This is a genomic window from Novosphingobium sp. 11B (genome assembly GCF_054589055.1).
Window position 1 is genome coordinate 1 of the sequence record NZ_BAAILP010000240.1, and the last position, 23,976, is coordinate 23,976.

A 23,976-nucleotide genomic window follows, 5' to 3' on the forward strand; every position below is an offset into this window, starting at 1 on the left:
CCGGTGCATATGGTCCAGCGTCCGGCGCTGTGCATCATCGCGCAGGGCAGCAAGCGCGTGCTGCTGGGCGATGCGGTGATCGACTATGGCCCTGCCAGCTATCTCGTCGCCTCACTCGATCTACCCATCACAGGCGCTGTGACGCAGGCGAGCGCGGACGCGCCTTATCTCTGCTTCTGCCTCTATCTCGACCCCGCCCTGTTGTCGGAGATCGCGTTAACCCTGCCGCCTCTGCCGGCAGGCACGGAGGAGAGGGGCGGGATGACGCTGCACCCGATGACACCTGAACTGATTGACGCGGCGACGCGGTTGACGGCGCTGCTCGGCGATCCGGCGAACGCGCCGCTGCTCGCGCCGCTCATCGAGCGGGAATTGCTGGTGCGGCTGATGACCGGGCCGGGCGCGGGCATCCTGCGCGCGATAGCTAGCGGCGAAAGCCGCACCAGCCAGCTGGCCAAAGCGATCGCCTGGCTCAAGGCCCATTTCCGCGAACCATTCAGCGGACCACACCTTGCCGCCCTTGCCGGCATGAGCCTGTCGAGCTTCCATGATCATTTTCGCCGGGCCACCGCCATGACTCCGCTGCAATATCAAAAACAGTTGCGGTTGCAGGAAGCGCGGGCGCTGATGTTGGCCGACCGCCTTGATGCGGCAGAGGCGGGCTTCCGCGTTGGCTATGACAGCCCCTCCCAGTTCAGCCGCGAATATCGTCGCCTCTTCGGCGCCCCACCTGTCCGCGACGTGGGACGGTTAAGGGCAACGCCGCAGATGGCTATGGCGATTTGAAGGCGAGGCGTAGTGCGATCCGATGCGGGGCGACGATACTTGCCCAGCTGTGATCCGCTTCGTTACAGGGGCAATGACGCGCTTGGAGAGCGCCAAAGACTGGATCGACAGCACTCGCTGCTCGTCGTCGCCTGCAACATAGGGTTCGCTCTCCGATATGCGCCCCCTCGGGCGAACGTAACGGACCACTTCACCGTGAGATGCCCATCGCTCAAGGTAAAACTGCGGGAGGTAGTGGTGGTTGCGAGGGATGCTCATGGAAGCCCGGTCGTAAAATACTCTGACCTGAAAGAAGCAATTCTGTCGCCCACATTCCCAGCGCAGAGCGCCGTCGGGTCAGTTTCATCAACGGCAAACGGCTCAAACATCCCCTGGGATAGGCCGCCCAAGATATGAGGTCTCACCCCGCCTGCGAGCCTCCCAAGCGTTCGTGCGCTCGCGAGCATAAGCCTTCTGCACCCGGACCTTGCTGATGCCGTACCTGGCCGCCAATTCGCCGAACGTCGCGCCATCGACCACAGCGACATAGATCGCAGCGTTCCGTTCGTGCTCAGGGCTCAAGTTTCCGGCGGTCATCAACGTTCTCCAATGGATGGGGCGAATCGAACCCGAGCCCGACTCGGCGATCTAATCGACGCCGCTCCTCAATGAGACTCCGCTCTTGTCGCCCAGCTATCGCTAATCCCCCGCCGCCGAAGCGATGGAGCGTCACTTCTACGAAATCGTCTCGACCGCACCGTTGCCGGTCAGATGTCGGGGACCGATGCGGGAGCCGGGCTGGGGTCGGCTCCCTGCAAGATTCAGGCTACGTCCGGCTCGGGATTGGCAGGCGCCGGAGTGGGGCCGGCGCCAGGCGCGGCAACGGCGAGGGCGTGCGCCGCTTCCGTTACGCCGCTGGCGGCCAACATACCGTTCAGCGAACCGCTGTTCATGCCCAGCTCGGTCATGAGGCTGTCGATCAGCGGGCCGCCCACGCGATAGCGCATGGCGGCGGAGACGGCCGCGTCGGCAAGGTTCTCGTTCGCGGCAGGGCCACCACGCTCCCCGGTGGCGGCATCGCCGTGCAGGCCCCGGGCATCGAGGATGCTGATCCTGTCGATGTTTTCCATCGGCTTGCTAGCCGCCGCGATGATCGCGGGCAGGGCTTCCAGCACGGCCTTGCGGACGAGCAGCGCGGTTTGCGCTTCGTTGAGCAGGTTGGTCGCCTCGTTGATCGCAGCCTGGCCGGCGGCATCGACGGCGAAGGCGGCTTCGCGGCCCTGAGCACGGACCTTCTCGGCATCGGCCTCGGCGGTAGCTTCGGTGCGCAGAGCGCTGGCGCGGGCTTCGGCGGCTTCCTTTTCGGCCGTGGCGGCGACGGTGATGCCCACCGCCTCTTCCTGCGCGCGCTGGGTGGCGGCGATGACCGCCACGTTCTTATTACGGTTGGCGATTTCGGTGGCCTTGGCCGTCGCCACGCTTTCCTCGGCCCGGACGGCGAGCGCGCGCGCCTCGTTGGCGGCGGCAGTCGCGGTCGATTCCTCCTCGGACTTCTGCGCGGTCTGCACCGCAGTAGTGATGCGGGCGATCTCGATGGTACGGTCCCGCTCGATGGTAGCGGTCTGGATCGCGCCGTCGCGCGCGATCGTGGCGGTCTGGATGATCTTGTCCGCCTCGGTCTGGGCCACTGTCTGCGCCTGGCTGGCGGTAATCCGCGCGATCTCGGCAAGGCGCGTCTGCTCGGCTTCGGCGGTGGCAATCGCGGTCGCCTGCTCGGCACGGCGGGCGGAAAGCGTCTGCTCCTGCGTCAGCCGCGCCTGCTCGGCCGCCTGGGCGATCTCCAGCGATTGGTTGTTCGCCTCCAGGTTGCGCTGCTCGATCTCGACACGGTTGGTGGCGACGATGTCGTTGCGGATCTTCTTGCGTTCCTCGATCGTGCGGGTGAGCACGGTCAGGCCCTCAGCATCGAAGGCATTGTTTTCGTTGAAGTGTTCGAACGCAGTCTGGTCGAAATGCGTGATGCTGACCGATTCGAGCTGGAAGCCGTTCATGTCCAGGTCGGTCATCAGCGCTTCCTGCACCTTCTGGATGAAGTCGGCGCGGTTGGCGTGCAGGTGCTCCATGGTCATCGTAGCGGCGACCGAGCGGAGAGCGGAGACCAGCTTTCCATCGAGCAGCGACTTCACCGCATCGGGGCTGTTCACCGAATCGCCCAGCGTCTGCGCGGCGGCGGCTATCGACTGGGCATCGGGCTTCACCTTGATGTGGAACAGGCCGATCACATCGACGCGCAGCTTGTCGAGTGTGATGAGCGCGTCCTTGTTGAGACGCGAGACTTCCAGCTTCACCGTGGTCAGGCGCACCTGCATCAGTTCGTGCAGCACCGGGATCACCATGATGCCGCCGTTCAGCACCACCTTTTCCCCGCCGAAACCGGTGCGGATCAGCGCCACGTCCTTGGTCGCGCGGCGATAGAGGCGTGTCAGGATGATGCCGATCACGATAAGCGCCAGCAGCACGATGCCAGCATAGATCAGGACGTTCAGTAGCGAATCAGGCACGTTAGACCCTTCCCCAGTTTGCTGCGCGACCGCCGTGCATCAGGGCAGTCGCAAGGACGCAGGCCGATCGGGCACTGCGAAGAAAACTTGTCCCTCGCGCCGGACCAGCAGCACGGTCTCGCCCGAGGGGATGGCATCAGCATCATCGTGCGGTTTCACCATCACGAAGTGGGCTTGGCCGTGGCGGTCCACCACCTTGGCGCGAGCCGGGGCGCCGCGACGGGCGGTGCCTTCGAGGATGGTGCCGCGCTGCCGCAGCAGATCGTCGGTGGAGATCACCGTCGTCTCGAAACCCGGCAGGATGCGCGCCAGGCCGTTGGCGGCGAAGGTGTTGAGCGTGGCGCCAGCAACCAGAGCGCCACTCGAGGCCCCCAGCCAGGGCAGCGGGGCGCCGCCGATCGCGGTCATGCCCTGTTGCAGCGCGATGCCGACCAGCGTGAAGCAGCCGAGCAGCGAGGTGAGCCAGATCAGGATCGGCAACTCGCCGCCCAGGCCCAGCCAGCTGAGCATCCCGCCATCGCCGTCCCCGCTGAAATCGCCGTCGAGATCGAACTGGCCAAGGCCCAGCCCGATGGCTTCGATCAGACCGATACCGATCATCAGCACGAAGGAGAACGCGAAAGGGAGGTAGGCTGGCGTCAGCATCTGCGAGAACATCATGCGCAGGCTATCATGAGGAAATGCGCCTGTCATGTTGAACAGGCAGGAAAAAGTGCGATCATCGCGAGGTGATGACAGCCTATTTCCATGTCACGCCGATGAAATTTTTGCGCAGAACATGGTTTCCTGCGCGTTGAGCCTATTTCTTGCCAAACTGGTACGCGAAGACTTGATGCTCGGCCGTTTAACGGTCCGCCCCGCTTGGGGACGGCGTGCGGCGGTTGTGCCAGCGCTGGGCGGATGTTCGAAGCCGTAGTAGAGCGCTACCGATGCCAGCAGCACTAGCGCGAGGAAGGCGCTCGGTGCGGCGATCATGCTTTCGGCATTGGCCCCTAGAGTAGCGATGGATGCGCTGGTTGTCTGCCGTCCGCACATTTGGCCTTGCAAGCTTTTAACTGGCCCGGGATTCTTACGAGCGCATGGTCTTCGTCACCATCAGGAGGAGAGGCCAGATGAAGAACCAGTCGTTCCGGGAAATTACCGAAGACGACATCGCCGCAGCGCTTGACGGAGCCTCTTTCGAAGGCTGGCCTGCTGATGAAAGCGAACTGCTCGAATTGGTCAACATCGTCATGGACAGCGCGCAGGCGGCAGAGCTAGGCCAGTTGATCGGCGCCGCCCGTGAGCCTTATCGCTTCCTCGCACGGGTCAGGTAGGCGCGGCGATCCCCTGCAAGTCGCCACGCCGTGCGCGCTAATGGCCGATCTCATCCGAATGACTACGCACTTGTGCACATTGTGAGCCCGTTTGCGGCGAACGGAGCCAGAGCACTCGATTGCGGGCCTGCTTAGGGCTTGTGGCGGTGGAAGCCCTTGCCGGGGTGCGATTGCATATGGTTCAATATCCCCGCGTCCGTTGCGGGGCCGAGGCAAGGTAAAAGGTAAAGCGACATGACGGGTGACTTGCCGAAGTTTCAGAAGCACTGACTGAGCCGCTCAGCCGACGATGATCGCCTATGAGAAGCGGTTCTGGGTGTTGGCGGCGATGCTCGCGGCCTTGGCTGGCTTCGTTGACGCAATCGGGTTCATCAGCCTCGGCGGCTTTTTCGTATCCTTCATGAGCGGCAATTCCACTCGCGTCGCGGTCGGGCTGGTTCGGGATATACCGGCAGCATTCATTGCCGGATCTTTGGTCTTGTCGTTCGTCTTCGGCGTGATCGCAGGAACGTGCGTCGCTTCCCGCGCCACCCGGCACCGAAAACCCGCAGTGCTGGCGCTCGTGACAGTGCTTCTCACCGCCGCCGCATCGTTGAGCGAAGTGACTTCCCACCTGCCGGTCGCGATGCTTCTCGCGGCGGCTATGGGCGCGGAGAATGCCGTCTTCCAGCGCAACGGCGAAGTTTCGATCGGGGTGACCTACATGACCGGTGCCTTGGTCAAGCTGGGGCAGCATATCGCTGCGGCTCTCATGGGCGGCCCGAAGTGGAATTGGACACCTCACCTGATCTTGTGGGCATCCTTGGTTTGCGGGGCTTGCTTGGGCGCCTCCACCTTCATCCGGGCCGGTAACGTCGCGATCTGGATGGCCGTGGTCGCAGCCGCATCAATGACCGCATATGCTGCTATGGCAGGCCCATCGAAGCGCGCACCATAGGGTTGCCGGGCAGGTGCGCGCGATTATCCCGGAATCCTCAATAGGCATCCTCGGGGACCTTAAGGCATTCCGCTACCCGCTCGACGATGGGGGCGTACTTGGCTGCGAGGCTTTTAGGATACCGGAACCGGAGCGCTATCAACCGATCGCCCACTCGGACGGCCTTCGTATAGAGGGCCTGGTCAACCCGCGTCCCGGAAACGACAAACCAGTTCTCACCCCGTGCAATCAGGGCGACATGGGTCAGCCTTTCCTGCTCGATCCGTAACGGTTCGGCCAACGTTTCGCGGGTGTAGTCGATGCTCCCGGCGATCAACTGTGCGCTGTCTCTCGATTCCAATGCGATCGCGTGACCCGTGTCCGATACCCTACGCTGCTGGAACACGTCGGCCGGATAGCAGATCGAGAAGGGGAAAGGTTCGCTCTGCCAGACCGCCCATTCGGCAGCTTTGGCTACGGCCGGGAGCGGGGCTGCGGCCAAAGCCAGAAAGAGGGGCGACAGCGCTTGAAATATGCTCTTCACGGATCGATCTCCAGTGCCGGACATAGCGTTTGAGCAGGCGCGCCGGTGCCGACGGCTGCTCCGGCGGTGTTTACTACGGCCTCGGTTACCAAGTTAGACCGTAGCATCGCTGCCCTCGCGGTCTACCGCTGCGGGGGGTTAGTGTCCGCTTGTGATTCGAACGAGGCTCTCCCGCCCAGCCTTCTCCTTTAAACATGCGTCAAGTCTCACTTGACGCGTGAAGTTACTTCAACCATATCGTAAAGCGTGGAGATCGAGAGCATCACCGATAAGGCGCTGCGCCGTTTTGTGGAAACGGGCTCGACTAAAGGCCTTGTGGGAGACGCCAATCGGCTTCGCAAGATGATTGCGTTCATCGACGCGGCCGGATCTCTGGATGAGCTTTCGATACCGCCGAACTATGGCCTGCACAGGCTGACGGGGGATCGCGACGGAACCTGGTCGATGACCGTGACGAAGAACTGGCGCCTGACCTTCCAGATCAACGGGGAGGGGGCACTGACCGATATGGATTTGGAGGACTATCATGGCGATTAAGCTGCATCCGTCGATCCACGTCCATGCCGGGGAGTGGCTCAAGTCCGAGATCGTGGAGCCTTACGGCCTGACGGTTAAGGCTCTGGCCGAACATTTCGGCGTCTCGCGTCAAGCATTGAGCACGTTGTTCAACGGGCATTCCGCTCTGACGGCAGAGATGGCTATCCGTTTCGAGAAGGCGTTTGGGGTGAAGGCCGATACCCTGATGCGCATGCAGACTGCTTTCGATCTGGCGCAAGCTCGTGCGCACGAGGGTGACATCGCAGTCGGCAAGCTGGAACTGACTCGCGCGGCTTGAGAGGCCGATACAGCCTGCGTTCCGGCATCTAAGGTATATGGAGCGCTGGCCTAATGCTGAGCCCACATGCAAGGTCGTTCGCATCCGTCCCGGTTTCGGCAGCGCTCACGCATGAATCCAGTAGACAGAAGCATGAAAGCGCCGAATAGCCGGGCAGGAGGGAGATTAAGCGACGGCGTCTACCTCGGCGCCGAACGTTTTATTTCCCTGTCTTTATGCGCCGAAGTGAAGTAGATGCCTGCCATCAAGAGAAGGCGTAGCCCGTGTCTTCCCAGGTACAGCGTTTAACGCGCCCGCCCTTGGGGTGAAGCAGACCTCAACGGGCACCAATCACATCAGCGCAACTTGATCTATGTTGTGCACACCCTCGCGTTTCGGTGCGATCTTCTGTCGTCCTCCCGAGGGACTAGGCATCGTCGATCTCCAGAAGCACGACGATGACGTGGGCGCGATGCTCGGTTCCATCGCGCCCATAATCCCTCGGATGTGACGAGGATCGGGGGTGAGCATGCCGCGTTACACCATATTGTCCGTACACCCGGCACGCGATCATTTGGAGATCGACACGAATGACGTGATTGTCGCGTTGAGCGCTGTTCAGGCCGGCTGGGTCGGCGTCGTCGATATTCTTGAGGACGGTTGCTACATGTTCTCGTGCGATATGACACTGGATCCCGATTGGAAAATCTTCCGGCGGCGTTGGGTGTGAGGTCAGATCAGCCACCTGATTTGCAACTTCATCGGCCTCACCAGCATCTCGGGGACAACCCTTGACGCCGATAAACGATGCCTTCTTGTGGGGCCGAAAAGCGGCACGCGATGGCCTGTCATCGGCCTGCAATCCTTACCGGGGCACTGCCGCACGCGCAGAGTGGGCACGAGGTCATGCTACGGAACGCCATCACGAATGGTGGCTGCGTATGCAGGGGTGGCCCGGCCCACACCGAAGGCCCACTGGCGCAGGATGACCCGATTTACGATGAACCGTTTTTTTCTAGCGATGGATCGAAAATGGGGATGATGCGTTTCTCATGTGAAACCTATCGAGGTAACCATGAACGCATTCAGCAACATCCATGCCTTTCCGGACACTGCTGGGTATAGCCGCTCGCTCTGTGCGGAGATTGAAGCTCTCCATTCCTTGGTGCATGCGGCTTGCCCGCCATCAGCTGTGGTCAGCGTCTGCTTTGATGGGCACTTCAACCTGTTCGTGGATGTTCGATCCCTCGAAGAAGCTGCCACGGTAGAGGCAATCCTGCCTGATCTGGCTGGCGGCGCCTTCCGTGACCTTCGCAGATCCGGAACCCCGCACCAGCCTTTTCGCCACCGGGTGACTGCGACCATCGTAGGCTAACTACTCGCCGCCAAGGATTCTCGGAACTTGTTCGACGATTCCCCAGTTCCTTCGGCAAAATATAAAAGCATGCGATCCTGGGCCCGGCCGCGCTTCCACCATCGATTGCCGGTTGGGCCAACCTCTTCCAGACATCCTTGTAAATAATACGGGGCTGGCATTGCCTGGCCTGTGCAACAACCCACCGTTTTACGGGCGCGACACGGTCTGCATCAGACGTCGCGACTGGCTATCTGCCTCTCCATAAAGGCCAGAATGCTGGCAACCGTGATCCGGGTCGAACGGCCGATCTTGAACACTTCAAGTTCGCGAGCCGCAATCAGCTCATACCCCTTTGTACGGCCGATGCTGAGCATGGCGAAGGCTTCCTTAGGTGGCAGTGCGATTGGTTGCATGAATGCCTTGGATCAATGGGAAGAACGACCGCTCCACAGCCGACGAGAATCGGCTGCAAGCAGAGGTAGCAGTTGAGCTATCGGGGAGCTATTATGGGAACAGGCGCATAATCGCCAAATTTTCCCTTATTTATCAATATTTCTTGGCGGACAGGGTGGGATTCGAACCCACGGTGAGCTTGCACCCACGGCGGTTTTCAAGACCGCTGCCTTAAACCACTCGGCCACCTGTCCGCTCAATTGCTGCGCATAGCCCAAAGTGGCGCGGGCGCAAGGGGTTGATGCTCGGTGAAGGGCATCGGGCTTGCGGCGACTGTCCACGACGAGAGGCGGCAGGCCATTTGCAACCGGTTCGCTTTGTGCGAAGTTTCCTCGCGATGACCCCTGTAATAACCCTTGCGGCATTCATGCGATCGCTGCGTCTTCCCGTCTTCGCCGTCGTGCTTGCGCTTCCCGCCGCGCAGGCCTGCGCGCAACCGGAGTCCTTTCCCGATTACTTGCGCACGGTCGCCTCGCATGCCCGATCCCAAGGTGTGAGCGAAGCCGCCATCACCAGCGTGCTGACCGGCCTCACGCCCAACGAGAGGGTCATCGCGCTCGATACCTCGCAGCCCGGCAGTCGCGGGGCGCCGCCGCCACTGGCGCCTTATATCGCGCAGCACGTGGGCAGTTCGATCGTGGCGCGCGGCAAGTCGCGCTATACTTCACTTGCCTCGATCCTGCCGCAGATCGAGCGGCGATATGGCGTACCCGCGCCGATTCTCTTCGCGATCTGGGGGCATGAGACCAATTTCGGCAGCTACACAGGCGACTTCGACCTCGCACGCTCGCTGGCGACGCTGGCCTGGGAAGGGCGCCGCCGCGAGCTGTTCGAGAGCGAGCTTATCGCCCTGATGAAGATGGTCGACCGGGGCGTGCCGCGGTCGCAGCTCAAGGGCAGCTGGGCAGGGGCCTTCGGGTATCCCCAGTTCCTGCCGAGCGTCTACTTGCGCCTCGCCGTCGATGGCGACGGGGACGGGCGGGCGGATATCTTCTCCAGTTCGGCCGACACGCTGGCCTCGATCGCGAACTATTTCCGCGACGCGGGTTGGCGCACCGGTGAGCCCTGGGGCGTGCGGGCCAGCCTGCCGTCCGGGTTCAACGTAAACGCCTATGCGACGAAGCTGTCGTCGCCGTCATGCGCCGCAGTTCATGCACGCCATTCGCAGTGGAAGCCGGTTTCGCAATGGCGCGCCCTTGGCGTGGCGCCGCAGGGCGCGATCGGCGGCGATGTCCTCGCCTCGCTGTTCCAGCCCGACGGTCCGGGCACTCCGGCTTATCTGTTAACCGGTAATTATCGGGTGATCCTCCAGTACAACTGCTCGAACTACTACGCCATGTCCGTGGGGTTGCTTGCAGATGAGATTGCCCGTTAACCATGCCCTGCCGCTTGCGGCGCTGATCCTGCTCGGTTCGGGAGGGGCCTTGGCCGCTTCCCGCACTCCGCAGGTCGCTGCTCCTGCTACGGGGCCTGCCGCCGATTATCCGGTCGTCGTCGGCGAACCTTTCACCATCGGCAGCACCGTCTGGACGCCGACCGACCAGCTCAACTACGACGCGGTCGGCGGTGTCATCACCGGCGAAGGCACCGGCGTGACTGCCGCGCACAAGACTTTGCCATTGCCCAGCTATGCGGAGGTGACAGCGCTCGACACCGGCCGCACCATCCTCGTACGGATCGAGAGGCGCGGCCCGATGGTAAACGATGCACTCATCGAACTGTCGGCCGATGCTTCGGCGCAGATCGGTCTCGCTCCCGGCTCCAGGGCGCAAGTGCGGGTACGCCGCGTCAATCCGCCGGAGCAGGAGCGCGCGCTCCTTCGGGCCGGCGGCCGGGCGCCGGAGCGCATGGAAACGCCCGAAGGACTGCTCAAGGTCCTGCGCCGCAAACTGGCGGATCAGTCGCCGCTGGTCCCGCCGCCTTCCACGCCGCCGGCAATGCCTGCGGGAGAACCGCCTGCGATGGTCAAGGCTCCGGCCGCGAAGCCGGTGGCAGCACCGAAGGTGGCCAGGCCCGCATCCGTCGCCCCGACCGTACCGCCCGCCGCCCGCCCGTCGCAAACGGTGCCCCCTTCGCCGCCCAAGGCCCCCGCTCCGAAGCCCGCCGCTCCGGCGGCGAAGCCCAAACCGGAAGCGGCCAAGCCTGCCGAGAAGGGCTCGACTTACGTACAGGTAGCCGCGTTTTCCTCCGAATCCTCGGCTCGCAAGGTCGCCGCGCAACTCGGTGGCAGCGTGTCCCCGGCAGGCAAGTTCTGGCGCGTGCGGCTCGGTCCTTACGCGAACCGTGCAAAAGCCGCGCCGGCGCTGGAGAAGGCGAAAGGCGCGGGCTATAGGGATGCCCGAATCCTCGGCGCGGACTGAACCTGAAACGTCTCCCGCGCGCAGCCAGACGCCGACAGGCGCGCGGGAGAAGTCGGGTCTTGAAGTCGTTTTCCAATATCGTGAAGCTGGCCCTGGCCGTAACCATACCGGCGAGTGCCTCGGCCGCCTCCATCCCGGCCCCGCCGCCGCAGGTTGCGCCGATCCCGGTAAGTCTGCTGGTCGATCTCGGCTCCGGCCAGGTGTTGGCGCAGAAACATCCCGATACGCCCTTCCTGCCCGCCTCGGTGACCAAGGTGATGACCGCTTACGTGGCCTTCGAAGAAATCGGCGCGGGCCGTCTCCGCATGGACCGCCAGTTCCAGGAGCGACCCGAGACCGAGAAGGAATGGTTCGCCAAGGGCACCAACATGTACATCACGACCAAGGACAGGCCGACCACGCGCGACCTGCTCCATGGCATCATGACCGCTTCGGCGAACGATGCCGCCGTCGTGCTGGGCGAGGGCTATGCGGGCAGCGTGCAGGGCTGGGCGGCGAAGATGAACGACGCCGCGCGGCGCCTCGGCATGACGCGCAGTCACTACAACACTCCCAACGGCTGGATGGACGAGGGCAACACCTACGTCACCGCCAGCGATCTGGTGCGCCTCGCCGATGCGATGATCACTCGCTATCCTGATCTTTACCGCGAGTTTTCCGGTCACAAGCACTGGATCTGGCGTGACGTCCACATGCGCAGCCACGACCCGACGGTGGGCGTCGTGCCCGGCGCGGACGGCATCAAGACCGGATATACCCGCGAGGCTGGCTACAACTTCCTCGGCACGGCCGAGCGTGGGGGGCGCCGCCTCGTCATGGTGCTGGCTGGATCGCCGCTGCCCAAGGTGCGCGACGATGCGGCAAAGGCGCTGCTCGAATGGGGCTTTGCCGCGTGGGACACCCGCCACCTCTTCGACCAGGGCCAGACGATCGCGCAGGCCAAGGTTCAAGACGGCGACGCCCGCTCGCTGCCGCTCGTCGCCAACCGCGAGGTTCACGCCACCATCCCGCGCGGCACTCAGCCGGGCATCACGCTTGCCGTCCACTACAGCGGACCGATCAAGGCGCCGATCCGCAAGGGCGAGCAGGTCGGCGAACTGGAGATCCGCGTCGCCGGGCTCGCACCGGGCCGCGTGCCGCTCTACGCGGGGCGTGACGTGGGGACTGCCGGATGGCTGGACAGGCTGCTGAACGGGCTTATCAACCTGTTCACATGATGCAGGGTCGATTCATCGCGCTCGAGGGGGGGGAAGGGGCGGGCAAGTCCACCCAGGCCCGACTACTGGCCGAAGCCCTGCGTGGGCTTGGCCTGAAGGTGGTCACCACCCGCGAGCCGGGCGGCACTCCGGGGGCAGAGGCGATCCGTGCCCTGCTCCTCGATGGCGTCGAGGGGGACGGCGGCGAAAGCTGGAACCCGCGCGCCGAGGCGCTTTTGTTCGCCGCCGCACGATCCGACCATGTCCACCGCCTGATCCGCCCGGCGCTTGCGCGCGGGGCATGGGTGATCTGCGACCGCTATCTCGATTCGAGCCGCGCTTATCAGGGCGGCGGCGGTGGTCTGTCCGACGCCGAAATCGCCTCCCTCCACGCCATCGGCAGCGAGGGACTGCTGCCCGACCTGACGCTGCTGGTGGAAGTCACGCCTGCGGTGGCCGTGCACAGGCTTGCCCTGCGCGACACCGATGGCAGCGACCGCATCGGCGGGCGGGACGCCTCCTATCACGCCCGCGTTGCCAGCGCGTTTTCGGCCTTCGCCGAGGCGGAGCCCGCCCGCTTCGCCCGGATCGACGGCGACGGCGATGCGCAGGCCACGCATGGCCTCGTCATGACGGCGCTGGCGCCGTTGCTGCCATGACCATGGACAAACCCTTCATCGGTCAGGACGCCGCGTGGCAGGAATGGCTGGCCGCCATCGCATCCGAGCGCATGCACCATGCCTGGCTACTGAGCGGCGGCAAGGGCTTGGGCAAGCGCGCTTTCGCGCGCGCGGCGGCCGCCGAGCTGGTCCGCCAGCCGGGCCACCCGATGCCTGACGTGGAAACGCATCCCGACATCCATATCCTCGACCACCTTCCCGCCAATGACGACGAGGCGAAGAAGAAGGCCGAGGGCAAGCCTTACCAGACCAAGCGCAACATCACCGTCGATCAGGTGCGCGGCATGATCCGCCGCCTCGCGACCAAGCCCACGCTTGGCGATCGCCGCGCCATCGTGATCGACCCGGCCGACGACATGGAGAAGGGCGCCGTCAACGCGCTTCTCAAAGCGTTGGAAGAGCCGCCCGCCGGTACGTATTTCCTTCTCGTCACGCATCAGCCCGGCCGCCTGCTGCCCACCATCCGTTCGCGCTGCCGCGTCCTGCGCTTCGCCGCACTCGGGCCGGAACAACTCGACTCTGCCATCCGCCGCGATGCGCCCCAGGCCGATGCCGCCGCGCGCGCGGCCGCGATCGCTGCCGCGCAAGGGTCGCCCGGCGTGGCGCTCGATATCGTCGAGCACGATCTCGGCGGCATTCACGCGCTGATGATGCGCATCCTGCAGCGCGGCGACCCGGACTTCGCCTTACGCGGTGCACTGGCCGACGAGATGGGCGGCAGACCGGCACGCGACCGTCAGTTGGCAGCGCTTGAGCTTGCCCGCGCCGTCCTCGTCCAGCAGCTTCGCGACGCCCCGCGTCCACGCCAGCTCGGAATTATCGAAGCCTATGGCGCCTTGACGACGCTGGCGACGCAGGCTCCGACCTACAATTTCGATGCCGGGCTCCTCATAATGGAAATTGGCGGGTTGCTGGCCTCGGCCGCGATGCCTAGAGAAGCCGCACGTTAGCGCGTTCGCAGGACTCCTGAGCGAAGTTCAGAACGCACTTGAAGATCGATCTGTAAACTCCAGTCAGGAAAGCGCGACGCCGCATGGGCGAGCCCTATTACATCACCACCGCCATCAGCTACCCCAACGGGCGGCCTCATATCGGCCACGCCTACGAGGCCATCGCCGCTGATGTGATCGCCCGTTTCAAGAAGGCGGAAGGCTTCGACGTGCGGTTCCAGACCGGCACGGACGAACATGGCCTGAAGATGGCCCAGAAGGCGCGCGACCTCGACACGACCCCGGCGGCGCTCGCGGATGAAATGTCTTCCTACTTCAAGGAGATGTGCGACGCTCTGAACATCGGTTACGATGTCTTCATCCGCACCACCGAACCGCGCCATCACGCCGCGACGCAGGAACTATGGCGCCGCATGGAAGCGAACGGCGACCTCTACCTCGACCGCTACGAAGGCTGGTACTCCGTACGCGACGAGGCGTACTATGACGAAAGCGAACTGCAGGCAGGCGAAGACGGCACAAAGCTGTCTCCCCAAGGCACGCCGGTCGAATGGACCGTCGAGGAATCGTGGTTCTTCCGCCTGTCCAAATATCAGGACAAGCTGCTGGAACTCTACGCCGCGGGCGAGTTCATCCGGCCTGAAAGCCGCCGCAACGAGATCCAACGCTTCGTCGAAGGCGGGCTTCGCGACTTGTCGGTCTCTCGCACCAGCTTCGACTGGGGCATCAAGGTTCCGGGCAGCGACAACCACGTCATGTATGTCTGGGTGGATGCCCTGACCAACTACATCACCGGCCTCGGCTTCCCCGAGGAAGAGGGCGATTTCGCGAAGTTCTGGCCCGCCGACGTCCACCTGATCGGCAAGGACATCGTCCGCTTCCACACCGTCTACTGGCCCGCCTTCCTGATGAGCGCCGGTCTGGAATTGCCCAGGCAGGTCTTCGGCCACGGCTTCCTGCTCAATCGCGGGCTCAAGGAATCGAAGTCGCTGGGTAACGTCACCGACCCGATCGGTCTGGCCGAGACGTACGGCGTCGATACCCTGCGCTACTTCTTCCTGCGCGAAGTCGCCTTCGGGCAGGACGGTTCGTGGTCGCACGAAGCCATCGTGACGCGTGCCAACGCCGAACTCGCCAACAGCTTCGGCAATCTGGCCCAGCGCAGCCTGTCCATGATTTTCAAGAACATGGATGGTGAACTGAAAGCTGGACTTGAAGAAAGCGAAGCCGACACCGCGCTGTTCGCAGCCGTGGCTGAGGCCGTCTCCGGACTGCGCTCGGCGTTCGACGCGCTAGATTTCAGCACCGGCCTTGAAGCCTGGATGCGCGGCGTCTTCGCCTGCAACCAGTACGTAGATGAACAGGCCCCATGGGCGCTGCGCAAGAGCGACCCCGCTCGCATGGAAGCCGTACTGATGACGCTTTTCCGCGTCGTACGCGATCTCGCCATCGCCGTTCGTCCTGTCGTGCCGACCGCGATCGACGCCTTGCTCGACCAGATGGGACACGCGATCGACGCGCGTGACTACGCCGCACTTGCCGATACCGGCTGGTTCGACGCACTCGCCGGTTCGGGCTTCAAGGTCGACAAGCCGCAAGGCGTATTCCCTCGCTTGGAACTTCCCGAGGAAGCGGCCGCCTGATGCTGATCGATTCCCACTGCCATCTCGAATACGAAGGTCTGGTCGAGGATCAGCAGGCCGTGCTCGCACGCGCCCGCGATGCCGGGATCAAGGGCTTTCTCAACATCTCGACCCGGCAGCGGGAATGGGACCGCGTGGTCGCCACCGCCGCACGCGAACCCGACGTCTGGGCCTCGGTCGGCATCCACCCGCACGAAGCGGACCAGCATGCCGATCTGGGCGAGGGGGCTCTGCTCGAAGCCGCATCCCATCCGCGCGTGATCGGCATCGGCGAGACCGGGCTGGACTACTATTACGACAAGTCCGACCGCGAGGTTCAACAGGCGCTTTTCCGCACGCACATCGCCGTTTCCCGCGAGACCGGCCTACCCATCATTATCCACACCCGGGATGCAGAAGACGACACCGCGCGCATTCTCACCGAGGAGATGGGGAAGGGCGCCTTCCCGGCGCTGATCCACTGCTTCACCGCCAGCGCCGACTTCGGCCGCAAGGTTCTCGAACTCGGGCTGACGATCAGCATTTCAGGCATCGTGACATTCAAGAATGCCAAGGACTTGCAGGAGGTCGTGAAGACCATTCCTGAAGATCGCCTGCTGGTCGAAACCGATTCGCCGTTTCTTGCCCCGGTGCCGCATCGCGGCCGCAAGTGCGAACCGGCATTCACCGCCGATACGGCGGCTTTCGTCGCGAACCTGCGGGGAACGACCGTGGCGCAACTCGGCAAGGCCACGACACGCAACTTCTTCGCGCTGTTCTCCAAGGCGCAGTACGCGTGAAGGTCACGGTCCTCGGCAGCGGCACATCGACCGGAGTGCCCCGGCTCGGCGGCGAGAACGGCGGCGCCGACTGGGGACTGTGCGATCCGGATGAGCCGCGCAACCGTCGCACACGGGTGTCGATCCTGCTCGAAAGCGACGCCGGTGCCCGTATCCTCGTCGACACTTCGACCGACCTGCGCGCGCAACTGCTTGCCAACGACATCCATCGCATCGATGCGGTGTTCTGGACGCACGACCACGCCGACCATTGCCATGGTATCGATGACCTGCGCCCGCTGCGCTACGGCCGCGCCGGACCGATCCCGGGCTATGCAGATTCCGAAACCGTGCGGCGGTTGCGGCAGCGGTTCGGCTACGTCTTTGCCGGCCAGCACGGCTACCCAACGCTGATTTCTCTGGAGAATCTCGATACCCTGCGGCTGTGCGAAGGCTTTCGCATAGGCCATACGCAGATGCCTCATGGCGGGATGGATTCGACCGGATTCCTGTTCGATGCCGATGGAAAATCAGTCGGTTATGCCACGGACTTCAACCAGATTACGCGCGGCATGGTCGATCTGTTCTATGGCTGCGACCTGCTGATCGTCGATTGCCTACGTCGCGAACCGCACCCGACGCATGCCCATCTGGCGATGTCGCTGGAACTGGCTGAAGTCTGCCGGGTGGGAACGGCCGTGCTGACGCATCTCGACAAGAGCATGGACTATGCCACACTGAGCGCTTCGGTGCCTGCGAACGTGCAGGTCGCTTATGATGGACTGGTGCTTACGCCGTGAACACGACAGCCATGATCGTCTCGATGATCTCCATCGTCGGTTGCCTGGTCCTGGCGCTGCGCAATCCTCAAATCCGGGGACTCGGCGGCGGACAAGCACTGCGTCTTGCGGCTATCTGGGCCGCGATCATCATCGCGCTCGTGGTAGTGATCCAGTGGTCCGGCTTCAGGATCGGCTGATGGAAGACTTCACGCTCTCCATTCTTTATTTTACATAATCATCATTATCAACTCAGGTATGACCCAGATCCGACACCAACAGATCGACCGCCTCCTGACCATCATGGCCCGCCTGCGCGATCCGCAGGACGGTTGTGAATGGGACAAGGAGCAGACCTTCGCAACGATCGCGCCATATACGATCGAGGAAGCCTACGAAGTCGCCGAAGCCATCGCGCATGACGATTTGCCGTCCTTGCGCGAGGAACTCGGCGACTTGTTGCTGCAGGTCGTCTTCCATGCCCGTATGGCGGAAGAACTTGGGCATTTCGCTTTCGGCGATGTCGCTGCCGCCATTTCCGACAAGCTCGAGGCGCGGCATCCTCATATCTTCGGCGATGACGCGACCGAAGATGCCCAGACCGATCGCTGGGAAAAACTGAAGGCCAAGGAACGTGCCGCCAAGGGTGCGACCAGCGCCATCGACGGCGTGGCGCTGTCGCTCCCGGCGTTGATGCGGGCGGAGAAACTGCAGAAGCGCGCGGCGCGCGTCGGTTTCGACTGGCCCGATCCGAGCGGAGCGGCCGACAAGGTCCGCGAGGAAATGCAGGAACTGGCCGAAGCATCCGCTGCCGAGCGACTGGAAGAAGCAGGCGACCTGCTTTTCGCCGCAGTCAATCTGGTAAGGCTGAACGGCATAGCGCCTGAAGACGCGCTGCGGGCAGCGAACGTCAAGTTCGAACGCCGGTTCCGCGGCATGGAAGCGCTGTCGGCCAAGGACAATCGCGACTTCGCAACGCTTTCTCTGGAGGAACAGGAAGCGTACTGGCAGGCCGTCAAACGCAGCGAATAAGCTGCACACGACGGCCGCACAATACCACCATGGCAGCGCTCAGAGCGCCTTGAAGCGCCCGAACTCTCGCTCTGAAAGGCGCACCTCCAGCCTCATCTGCGGCCCCTGCTCGCCTTCTCCGGCATCCTCTTCGGACACGACTTCGCCGCGCGCGTGGAGAAATGCGAAGCGCTGGCCGTCAGCGACCGGCAGCACGAAGCTGTAGATCCTGGAATCTCGCGTCAGGTTGCGACTGGCGATGTCGAGCAGCGCGTCGCAGCCCTCTCCGGTCAGCGCCGAGACGGGAACAATGACCTCCCCTTCCCGGTGCATGGACACCTCGCGGAGTTCATGCGCCTGGTCGGGGTCCAGCAGATCCCACTTGTTCCAGACCTCGATGATCGGCACCTGCGGCTCGGGCTCGTCATCCGGCTCGTCGTCCGACCAGTCGAGCGCGGGAGCCTGGCGCGCCTTGCGATCGTCGAGCGGGGGCTGGATCACGCCGAGATCAGCCAGGACATCGAGGACTTGACGCTTCTGCGCCTCGGTGTCCGGGTTGGCGATGTCGCGAACGTGAAGAATCACGTCGGCGGCGGTCACTTCCTCAAGCGTCGCACGGAAGGCGGCAATCAGTTCGGTGGGCAAGTCCGAGATGAAACCCACCGTGTCCGACAGAATCGCCTTTTCGAGACCCGGCATGCGGATTGCCCGCATCGTCGGGTCGAGCGTCGCGAACAGCAGGTTTTCCGCCATGACGCTGGCACCGGTGAGCCGATTGAACAGCGTCGATTTGCCGGCGTTGGTATAGCCGACGAGCGCGACCACCGGCCACGGCGCCTTCTCGCGGCGGTCGCGATGGAGGCCGCGGGTGCGGCGTACCTGCTCGAGTTCGCGGCGGATCTTGGCCATACGATCGCGGATCATGCGGCGGTCGGCCTCGATCTGCGTCTCGCCGGGACCGCCGAGGAAGCCGAAGCCGCCGCGCTGGCGCTCGAGGTGAGTCCAACTGCGGACAAGGCGCCCCGCCTGGTAATCGAGGTGCGCCAGTTCCACCTGCAGGCGGCCTTCCGCCGTCGCTGCCCGCTCGCCGAAGATTTCGAGGATGAGCCCGGTACGATCGATGACCTTGCGCTTGAGCTTCTCTTCCAGGTTGCGCTGCTGGATCGCCGACAGCGAACCGTCGACGATGATGAGTTCGGCCTCGTTCAGTGTGCAGGCCGTGGAAATATTCTGGATCTGGCCTTCGCCGAACAGCGTGCCCGGGCGCGCTTCGCGAATGACGATCGCCATCGCCTCGACCACTTCGAGGCCGATCGCGAGCGCAAGCCCCCTCGCCTCCTCAAGACGAGCTTCGGGGTCGAGATCGTTCCTCTCACCCCTTGGCCCACGCATTTGCGGATATACGACGAGGGCACGCGCACCGCGCGTGACCTCCCCCTTCAGTTCATCGTTCAATTTTGTTCAGCTTCTCTCAGTCGTCGGCTTCTTCATGCGCCTGAAGGTCGACCGGAGTCACGGGCTGAATCGTCGAAACCGCATGCTTGTACGCCAACTGCACATAGCCTTCGCGCTCGAGCAGCATGCAGAACAGGTCGTAAGCGGCGACGCGGCCCTGAAGCATAACGCCGTTGATCAGGAACATCGTCACTTGCACGCCGGCATTGCGGATGCTGGAAAGGAAGACGTCCTGCAGTACGCGCTGCTTCTTCGCGTTCTCCGGACCATTGCCGAACTGGCGGGCGTCCACCGGGGTCGAAGGCATGATCGTCGAGATCGCGTGCTTGTAGACGAGCTGCGACTGACCGTCACGGCGCAACAGGATCGAGAAATTGTCGAACCAGGTAACGATGCCCTGCAGCTTCACGCCCTTGACGAGGAACATGGTAACCGGGGTCTTGTTCTTGCGCAGCAGGTTCAGGAACTGGTCCTGCAGGTTCTGTCCGCCCTTGCCCGTGGATGCCGGGGGGGCAACAGGCGCGGCAGCGGCAACTGCGGCGGCCGGTGCGGCTTCTTCAACCTCGGGCTCCGTCGTCGCTTTAGGGCGCGCGGAAAGGGTACGACCAGCCATGTGTATGCTCCTTTTTTTTGGCGGCCGCCCATGCGGTCCGCGATCTGGTCCCGCTGTTAGCGCGGGCCGTTCTCGAATCGGAAACTACCCATTTGCTGCAATGCAGTAAACGGGGTTTTTGTAGCAGAAATGTTACACCGAAATTCAGATCGTTTCGTCGAGGTCGGTTTCGTCCTCGCGCCGCTCCGACATGCCGAGCAACTTGAGCTTGCGATGCAGTGCCGAGCGTTCCATCCCGATGAAAGCGGCGGTCTTCGAGATATTACCGGAAAACCGCCGGATCTGGACGCGCAGGTACTCACGCTCGAAGCTCTCGCGGGCCTCGCGCAGCGGGGCGCTCATCATCACGGTGACGCCGGTATCGGCCCCTCCCCGGCTGTTGAAGATTTCCGGCGGGAGCATGTCCGCCTCGATCTTCGCGAGTTTCTCGCGCGGGGCCATGATGACGGTGCGCTCCACGACATTGCGCAGCTGACGGACGTTGCCGGGCCATTCGTAGGCCTGGAGCGCGGTCATCGCCTCGCCGCTCACCTGCGGCGGGGTGACACCCTGCTCGTTGGCATAGCGGGCGAAGAAGTGGTCGATCAGCGCCGGAATGTCGTCGCGGCGCTCGCGCAGTGCCGGGATCGCGATCGGCACGACATTGAGGCGGTAGAACAGGTCCTCGCGGAAGCGGCGCTCGGCGATTTCCTTTTCCAAGTCGCGCGAGGTGGAGGAAACCACGCGGACATCGACGCGGATCTGGCGGGTGCCGCCGACACGCACGAAAGCCTGATCCGTAAGCACGCGCAGGATTCGCGCCTGGGTCGAGAGCGGCATGTCCGCCACTTCATCGAAGTAGAGGGTGCCGCCGTCGGCGCTTTCGAGCAGGCCGGAACGGATCAGGGTACCGTCGGCCTCCTCGCCGAACAGCTCCTGCTCGAAGCGTTCAGGCGTGATCCGGGCAGAATTGACGCTGACGAAGGCATTGCCGGCGCGCGGGCTCCAGGCATGCAGGAGCCTCGCCGCCACTTCCTTGCCCGACCCGGCAGGCCCGGTGATGAGCAGGCGGCTGCCGGTGTTGGCGACGCGCTTGAGCGTCGCGCGGACCTGGTTGATGATGCCGCTGGAGCCGGTGAACTCCTCGCCCATGGACACGCCCTGGCGCAGCTGCGCGTTCTCGCGGCGCAGGCGCTCCGTCTCGGTCGCCCGGCCCACAAGGTGCAGCAGCTTTTCCGCCTCGAAGGGCTTCTCGATGAAGTCCACGGCGCCGCGGCTGATGGCGGCGACGGCGGTGTCGATGTTGCCGTGGCCGGAGAAGATGATGACCGGCAGTTCCGGCTCGCGCGCCTTGATCGCGTCGAGGATTTCCAGCCCGTCCATCGGGCTGCCGTGAAGCCATACGTCGAGCAGCACCAGCGACGGACGGCGGGCATCGACCGCCGCGAGAGCAGCATCGCTGTCGCCCGCGGTGCGGCATTCGTAGCCTTCGTCGCTCAGCACGCCGGCGACCAGTTCGCGGATGTCGCGTTCGTCGTCGACGATCAGGATATCAAGTGCCATGGGCCATCTTCTTCGTGCTGGAAAAACGGGTCATTGCGCGGCCTCCGGCTTGCGTGCGGGTGCCGAACTGGTTGCTTCCTGGGCCGGCGGGTCATGCGCGAAACGCATGGTCACCGTGGTGCCCCCCCCTTGCGCGGCGGTGAAGGTCATTTCGCCGCCGTGCTCTTCGATGATCTTGTTGACGATCGCGAGCCCGAGGCCCGTGCCCTTCTCACGCGTCGTCACGTAAGGCTCGATCAGGCGCTCCTTGTCCTGCGAGAGCCCGATGCCGTTGTCGGTAACGCGCACGACGACCGAATCGTCCTGATCGGCCACCTCGACGCTGATCGCGCCGCGATAGTCTTCACCCGCATCTTTCGACTTTACTTCAATAGCTTCCACGGCGTTCTTGAGAACGTTAGTCATCGCCTGTCCGAACTGATGGCGATCGCAGTCGATGACGCGGATGTCGCGCCCGGCCGAGAAGCGGAAGTCGATGTCGGGCCTCGCCACCTCCTGCAGGAACAGCGCCTGCCGCGTCAGCGCTACCGGGTCCTCGGTGCGGAACACCGGCTTGGGCAGGCGGGCGAAGGAGGAGAACTCGTCCACCATCTTGCGCAGTTCCCCGACCTGCCGGATGATCGTGCGGGTCAGGTCCTCGAACAGTTCCGGGTTGTCGGTGATCTGCTTGCGATAGCGGCGGCTGAGGCGCTCGGTCGCCAGCTGGATCGGAGTGAGCGGATTCTTGATCTCGTGCGCGATGCGCCGCGCCACGTCCGACCATGCCGCCGTGCGCTGGTCGAGGAGCTGGCGGGTGATATCCTCGAAGGTGATGACGTGGCCGGTGGCGTCGCGGCTGGTTTTGACCGCCAGTGTCAGGAGGTCGCCGCCGCGATTGTACTGGACGATGCCGCTGGTCGTCCCCTGCTCCACCAACGCCGCGATCGAGGGTGCCAGTTCCGCAATGGGCATGCCTTCCGGCACATCCTGCGCCCTGTTGGTCAGGAGCATCTGCGCGGTCGAGTTCATCAGCAGGATACGTCCGCCCTCATCGAGCGAGATGATGCCCGAGGTGACCGATTCCAGCACCGCCTCGATGAAGACGCTGCGCTCGTGGAGCTGGCTGTTGGCGCCGAGCAACGCCTGAGTCTGCTTGTCGATCTGCGCGGTCATGCGGTTGAACGCACGGTTCAGCAGGCCGATTTCGTCTGCGCCGGTCCGTCCCTCGATCCGCAGCGCGTAATTGCCCGCACCCACTCGGCGCGCGGCATCCACGAGTTGGTAGAGCGGCTCCACCTGCCGGTCGGCGAAACGCAGCGCGAACCATACCGACAGGCCAACGAGAGCGAGCGAGGCCACGAAAAGGGCCACGTTGAAACGCAGCTGCAGCACGCGCGCCTGGCTGGTGAGCGCCTCGTAGGCCAGCACGATGTTCTCGGCCCGCTCGCCCTGGCTGAGCGAAAGCAGGTCCGAACTGCGCACGACAAGAAGATAGACACCCGACGACCGCTCGATGGGCGCGGCCGCGACGATGCGGTTGTCCTTCGCGCTGACGACGTAGGGCTCGCCCTTGTCGAGCCGTTCGAGGCCATCCTTGCTGATGCGGTTGTTTTCGGCAACGCCGTCCGGATCGACGATGATCGGCGTGCGCTGTTCCCCGCTTGCGTCGATCTGGATGATCGCCGCGCCGCTCAGGTTGCGGCGAATGACGTGGAACGAGAGGAACGCCTGGAACTCCCGGCTCGCGACGGGGCTGCGGCTCAGTTCCGCGCGCGAGTCGGTGGCCATCGCCACGGATTCGTAGCCGACGTCGCGAAGCGTCTGGTCGTAGTAGCCGCGCGCCAGCTTGTTGGCATTCTCCAGCAGTCCGCGCGAACTGTCGGAGAACCAGAATTCCACGCCCGACTGGAACAGCCAGGACGCGAAGACCACGACCAGCAAAGTCGGGATCGCGGCGATCAGCGAGAAGATGAACACCAGCCGCACGTGCATCTGGCCGGTGCCGCCGGTCGCGTGCTCGGCTGCACGGCGCAGGGCCATCCGCCTGCCGAGCAGGACGAGGATCGCCATCGCGGGCACCAGCGTGCCCACCAGCAGGCTGGCGGTGAGGTTCGAGGGAAGCAGTTCGCGGCGGTCTCCGCCACTGTTGATGGCGAGCCAGGTGGTGACCGTCATCGCCAGGAAGGCGACCACCGACAGCACTTCCATGACCGCGAAGAAGTTCGCCCGGCGCGCAGCGACCTGCATTCGCCGCCACCATCTGGGCCAGGCACGCTTCTGGACG

Annotated in this window: 26 protein-coding genes and 1 tRNA gene; 17 read left to right on the forward strand and 10 right to left on the reverse strand. The window is 63.9% G+C overall.

The genetic code is table 11. The annotated features are described in order from the left end of the window. On the forward strand, window positions 1–786 hold a 786-nt coding region (locus tag ACYPYD_RS21490), incomplete at its 5' end, for an AraC family transcriptional regulator (protein WP_459665423.1). 800 nt (window positions 787–1,586) lie between these two features. Here ACYPYD_RS21490 and ACYPYD_RS21495 read toward each other — a convergent pair. The 3 genes from ACYPYD_RS21495 to ACYPYD_RS21505 form a co-directional block, all read right to left on the reverse strand. After that, window positions 1,587–3,326: a flotillin family protein gene (locus tag ACYPYD_RS21495; RefSeq protein WP_459665425.1), complete on the reverse strand. Its 1,740-nt coding sequence runs from the start codon at window positions 3,324–3,326 to the stop codon at window positions 1,587–1,589. Between the two features lie 39 nt (window positions 3,327–3,365). Beyond that, window positions 3,366–3,986 (reverse strand): OB-fold-containig protein, encoded by a 621-nt coding sequence (locus tag ACYPYD_RS21500; protein ID WP_459665427.1) that lies wholly within the window; start codon window positions 3,984–3,986, stop codon window positions 3,366–3,368. A 90-nt stretch (window positions 3,987–4,076) separates the two neighbouring features. Next, complete coding sequence (locus ACYPYD_RS21505; RefSeq protein ID WP_459665429.1) at window positions 4,077–4,301, reverse strand: hypothetical protein; 225 nt, start codon at window positions 4,299–4,301, stop codon at window positions 4,077–4,079. A gap of 137 nt (window positions 4,302–4,438) precedes the next feature. On the opposite strand from ACYPYD_RS21505, the gene ACYPYD_RS21510 reads away from it, so the two are divergent. Together ACYPYD_RS21510 and ACYPYD_RS21515 are read left to right on the forward strand one after the other, a co-directional pair. After that, complete coding sequence (locus tag ACYPYD_RS21510; protein ID WP_459665432.1) at window positions 4,439–4,642, forward strand: hypothetical protein; 204 nt, start codon at window positions 4,439–4,441, stop codon at window positions 4,640–4,642. Between the two features lie 289 nt (window positions 4,643–4,931). After that, the gene (locus ACYPYD_RS21515; RefSeq protein WP_459665434.1) at window positions 4,932–5,579 is read left to right on the forward strand and encodes a YoaK family protein; all 648 of its coding nucleotides are present in this window, start codon (window positions 4,932–4,934) and stop codon (window positions 5,577–5,579) included. A 37-nt stretch (window positions 5,580–5,616) separates the two neighbouring features. Here ACYPYD_RS21515 and ACYPYD_RS21520 read toward each other — a convergent pair whose 3' ends face one another. Continuing rightward, window positions 5,617–6,102, reverse strand: a complete 486-nt coding sequence (locus tag ACYPYD_RS21520) for a hypothetical protein (RefSeq protein WP_459665436.1) — start codon at window positions 6,100–6,102, stop codon at window positions 5,617–5,619. Window positions 6,103–6,348: 246 nt separating this feature from the next. Here ACYPYD_RS21520 and ACYPYD_RS21525 point away from each other — a divergent pair, with 246 nt between their 5' ends. From ACYPYD_RS21525 to ACYPYD_RS21540, 4 genes are all read left to right on the forward strand, one after another. Next, window positions 6,349–6,639 (forward strand): type II toxin-antitoxin system RelE/ParE family toxin, encoded by a 291-nt coding sequence (locus ACYPYD_RS21525; RefSeq protein WP_008830894.1) that lies wholly within the window; start codon window positions 6,349–6,351, stop codon window positions 6,637–6,639. Further along, window positions 6,629–6,937, forward strand: coding sequence for a HigA family addiction module antitoxin (locus ACYPYD_RS21530; protein ID WP_008830895.1), 309 nt, complete (start codon window positions 6,629–6,631; stop codon window positions 6,935–6,937). Before ACYPYD_RS21525 ends, ACYPYD_RS21530 begins: the two co-directional genes overlap by 11 nt. A gap of 508 nt (window positions 6,938–7,445) precedes the next feature. Continuing rightward, entirely contained in the window at window positions 7,446–7,646 is a 201-nt protein-coding gene (locus ACYPYD_RS21535) for a hypothetical protein (protein WP_008830896.1), read from the forward strand. A gap of 345 nt (window positions 7,647–7,991) precedes the next feature. Further along, the gene (locus ACYPYD_RS21540) at window positions 7,992–8,291 is read left to right on the forward strand and encodes a hypothetical protein (RefSeq protein ID WP_459665438.1); all 300 of its coding nucleotides are present in this window, start codon (window positions 7,992–7,994) and stop codon (window positions 8,289–8,291) included. 212 nt (window positions 8,292–8,503) lie between these two features. On the opposite strand, the gene ACYPYD_RS21545 is transcribed toward ACYPYD_RS21540, so the two are convergent. Both ACYPYD_RS21545 and ACYPYD_RS21550 read right to left on the reverse strand, forming a co-directional pair. After that, window positions 8,504–8,686, reverse strand: a complete 183-nt coding sequence (locus ACYPYD_RS21545; protein WP_036530551.1) for a helix-turn-helix domain-containing protein — start codon at window positions 8,684–8,686, stop codon at window positions 8,504–8,506. 144 nt (window positions 8,687–8,830) lie between these two features. After that, window positions 8,831–8,920 (reverse strand) — tRNA-Ser (locus tag ACYPYD_RS21550). Window positions 8,921–9,093: 173 nt separating this feature from the next. On the opposite strand from ACYPYD_RS21550, the gene ACYPYD_RS21555 reads away from it, so the two are divergent. From ACYPYD_RS21555 to mazG, 10 genes are all read left to right on the forward strand, one after another. Then, window positions 9,094–10,101 carry a lytic murein transglycosylase gene (locus ACYPYD_RS21555; protein WP_008828662.1) on the forward strand — a complete coding sequence of 336 codons (1,008 nt, stop codon included), beginning with the start codon at window positions 9,094–9,096 and terminating at the stop codon, window positions 10,099–10,101. Then, a complete protein-coding gene (locus tag ACYPYD_RS21560) occupies window positions 10,085–11,086 on the forward strand; it encodes an SPOR domain-containing protein (RefSeq protein ID WP_069707724.1) in 1,002 nt (333 codons plus the stop codon). Before ACYPYD_RS21555 ends, ACYPYD_RS21560 begins: the two co-directional genes overlap by 17 nt. A 59-nt stretch (window positions 11,087–11,145) precedes the next feature. Next, the gene (locus tag ACYPYD_RS21565) at window positions 11,146–12,303 is read left to right on the forward strand and encodes a D-alanyl-D-alanine carboxypeptidase family protein (RefSeq protein WP_459665441.1); all 1,158 of its coding nucleotides are present in this window, start codon (window positions 11,146–11,148) and stop codon (window positions 12,301–12,303) included. Further along, a complete protein-coding gene (gene tmk / locus ACYPYD_RS21570) occupies window positions 12,300–12,941 on the forward strand; it encodes a dTMP kinase (protein ID WP_459665443.1) in 642 nt (213 codons plus the stop codon). The genes ACYPYD_RS21565 and tmk overlap by 4 nt, the downstream gene beginning before the upstream one ends. Beyond that, entirely contained in the window at window positions 12,938–13,912 is a 975-nt protein-coding gene (locus ACYPYD_RS21575) for a DNA polymerase III subunit delta' (RefSeq protein ID WP_459665445.1), read from the forward strand. Before tmk ends, ACYPYD_RS21575 begins: the two co-directional genes overlap by 4 nt. A gap of 83 nt (window positions 13,913–13,995) precedes the next feature. Beyond that, the gene (gene metG / locus ACYPYD_RS21580) at window positions 13,996–15,555 is read left to right on the forward strand and encodes a methionine--tRNA ligase (RefSeq protein ID WP_459665448.1); all 1,560 of its coding nucleotides are present in this window, start codon (window positions 13,996–13,998) and stop codon (window positions 15,553–15,555) included. Continuing rightward, the gene (locus ACYPYD_RS21585; protein ID WP_459665450.1) at window positions 15,555–16,334 is read left to right on the forward strand and encodes a TatD family hydrolase; all 780 of its coding nucleotides are present in this window, start codon (window positions 15,555–15,557) and stop codon (window positions 16,332–16,334) included. Before metG ends, ACYPYD_RS21585 begins: the two co-directional genes overlap by 1 nt. Beyond that, window positions 16,331–17,113 carry an MBL fold metallo-hydrolase gene (locus tag ACYPYD_RS21590; protein ID WP_459665452.1) on the forward strand — a complete coding sequence of 261 codons (783 nt, stop codon included), beginning with the start codon at window positions 16,331–16,333 and terminating at the stop codon, window positions 17,111–17,113. Before ACYPYD_RS21585 ends, ACYPYD_RS21590 begins: the two co-directional genes overlap by 4 nt. Window positions 17,114–17,136: 23 nt before the next feature. Then, entirely contained in the window at window positions 17,137–17,292 is a 156-nt protein-coding gene (locus tag ACYPYD_RS21595; protein WP_459665454.1) for a hypothetical protein, read from the forward strand. A gap of 58 nt (window positions 17,293–17,350) precedes the next feature. After that, window positions 17,351–18,124 (forward strand): nucleoside triphosphate pyrophosphohydrolase, encoded by a 774-nt coding sequence (gene mazG / locus ACYPYD_RS21600; protein WP_459665456.1) that lies wholly within the window; start codon window positions 17,351–17,353, stop codon window positions 18,122–18,124. Between the two features lie 39 nt (window positions 18,125–18,163). Here mazG and hflX read toward each other — a convergent pair whose 3' ends face one another. The 4 genes from hflX to ACYPYD_RS21620 all read right to left on the reverse strand — a co-directional run bounded on the left by hflX (window position 18,164) and on the right by ACYPYD_RS21620 (window position 23,939). Beyond that, window positions 18,164–19,558 carry a GTPase HflX gene (gene hflX / locus ACYPYD_RS21605; RefSeq protein WP_459665458.1) on the reverse strand — a complete coding sequence of 465 codons (1,395 nt, stop codon included), beginning with the start codon at window positions 19,556–19,558 and terminating at the stop codon, window positions 18,164–18,166. Between the two features lie 16 nt (window positions 19,559–19,574). After that, window positions 19,575–20,171: an RNA chaperone Hfq gene (gene hfq / locus ACYPYD_RS21610; RefSeq protein ID WP_008828546.1), complete on the reverse strand. Its 597-nt coding sequence runs from the start codon at window positions 20,169–20,171 to the stop codon at window positions 19,575–19,577. A gap of 144 nt (window positions 20,172–20,315) precedes the next feature. Beyond that, on the reverse strand, window positions 20,316–21,713 hold the full coding sequence (ntrX, locus tag ACYPYD_RS21615) for a nitrogen assimilation response regulator NtrX (RefSeq protein WP_036524777.1): 1,398 nt from the start codon (window positions 21,711–21,713) through the stop codon (window positions 20,316–20,318). Window positions 21,714–21,743: 30 nt separating this feature from the next. Continuing rightward, entirely contained in the window at window positions 21,744–23,939 is a 2,196-nt protein-coding gene (locus ACYPYD_RS21620; protein ID WP_036524775.1) for a HAMP domain-containing histidine kinase, read from the reverse strand. Window positions 23,940–23,976: the final 37 nt, after the last annotated feature.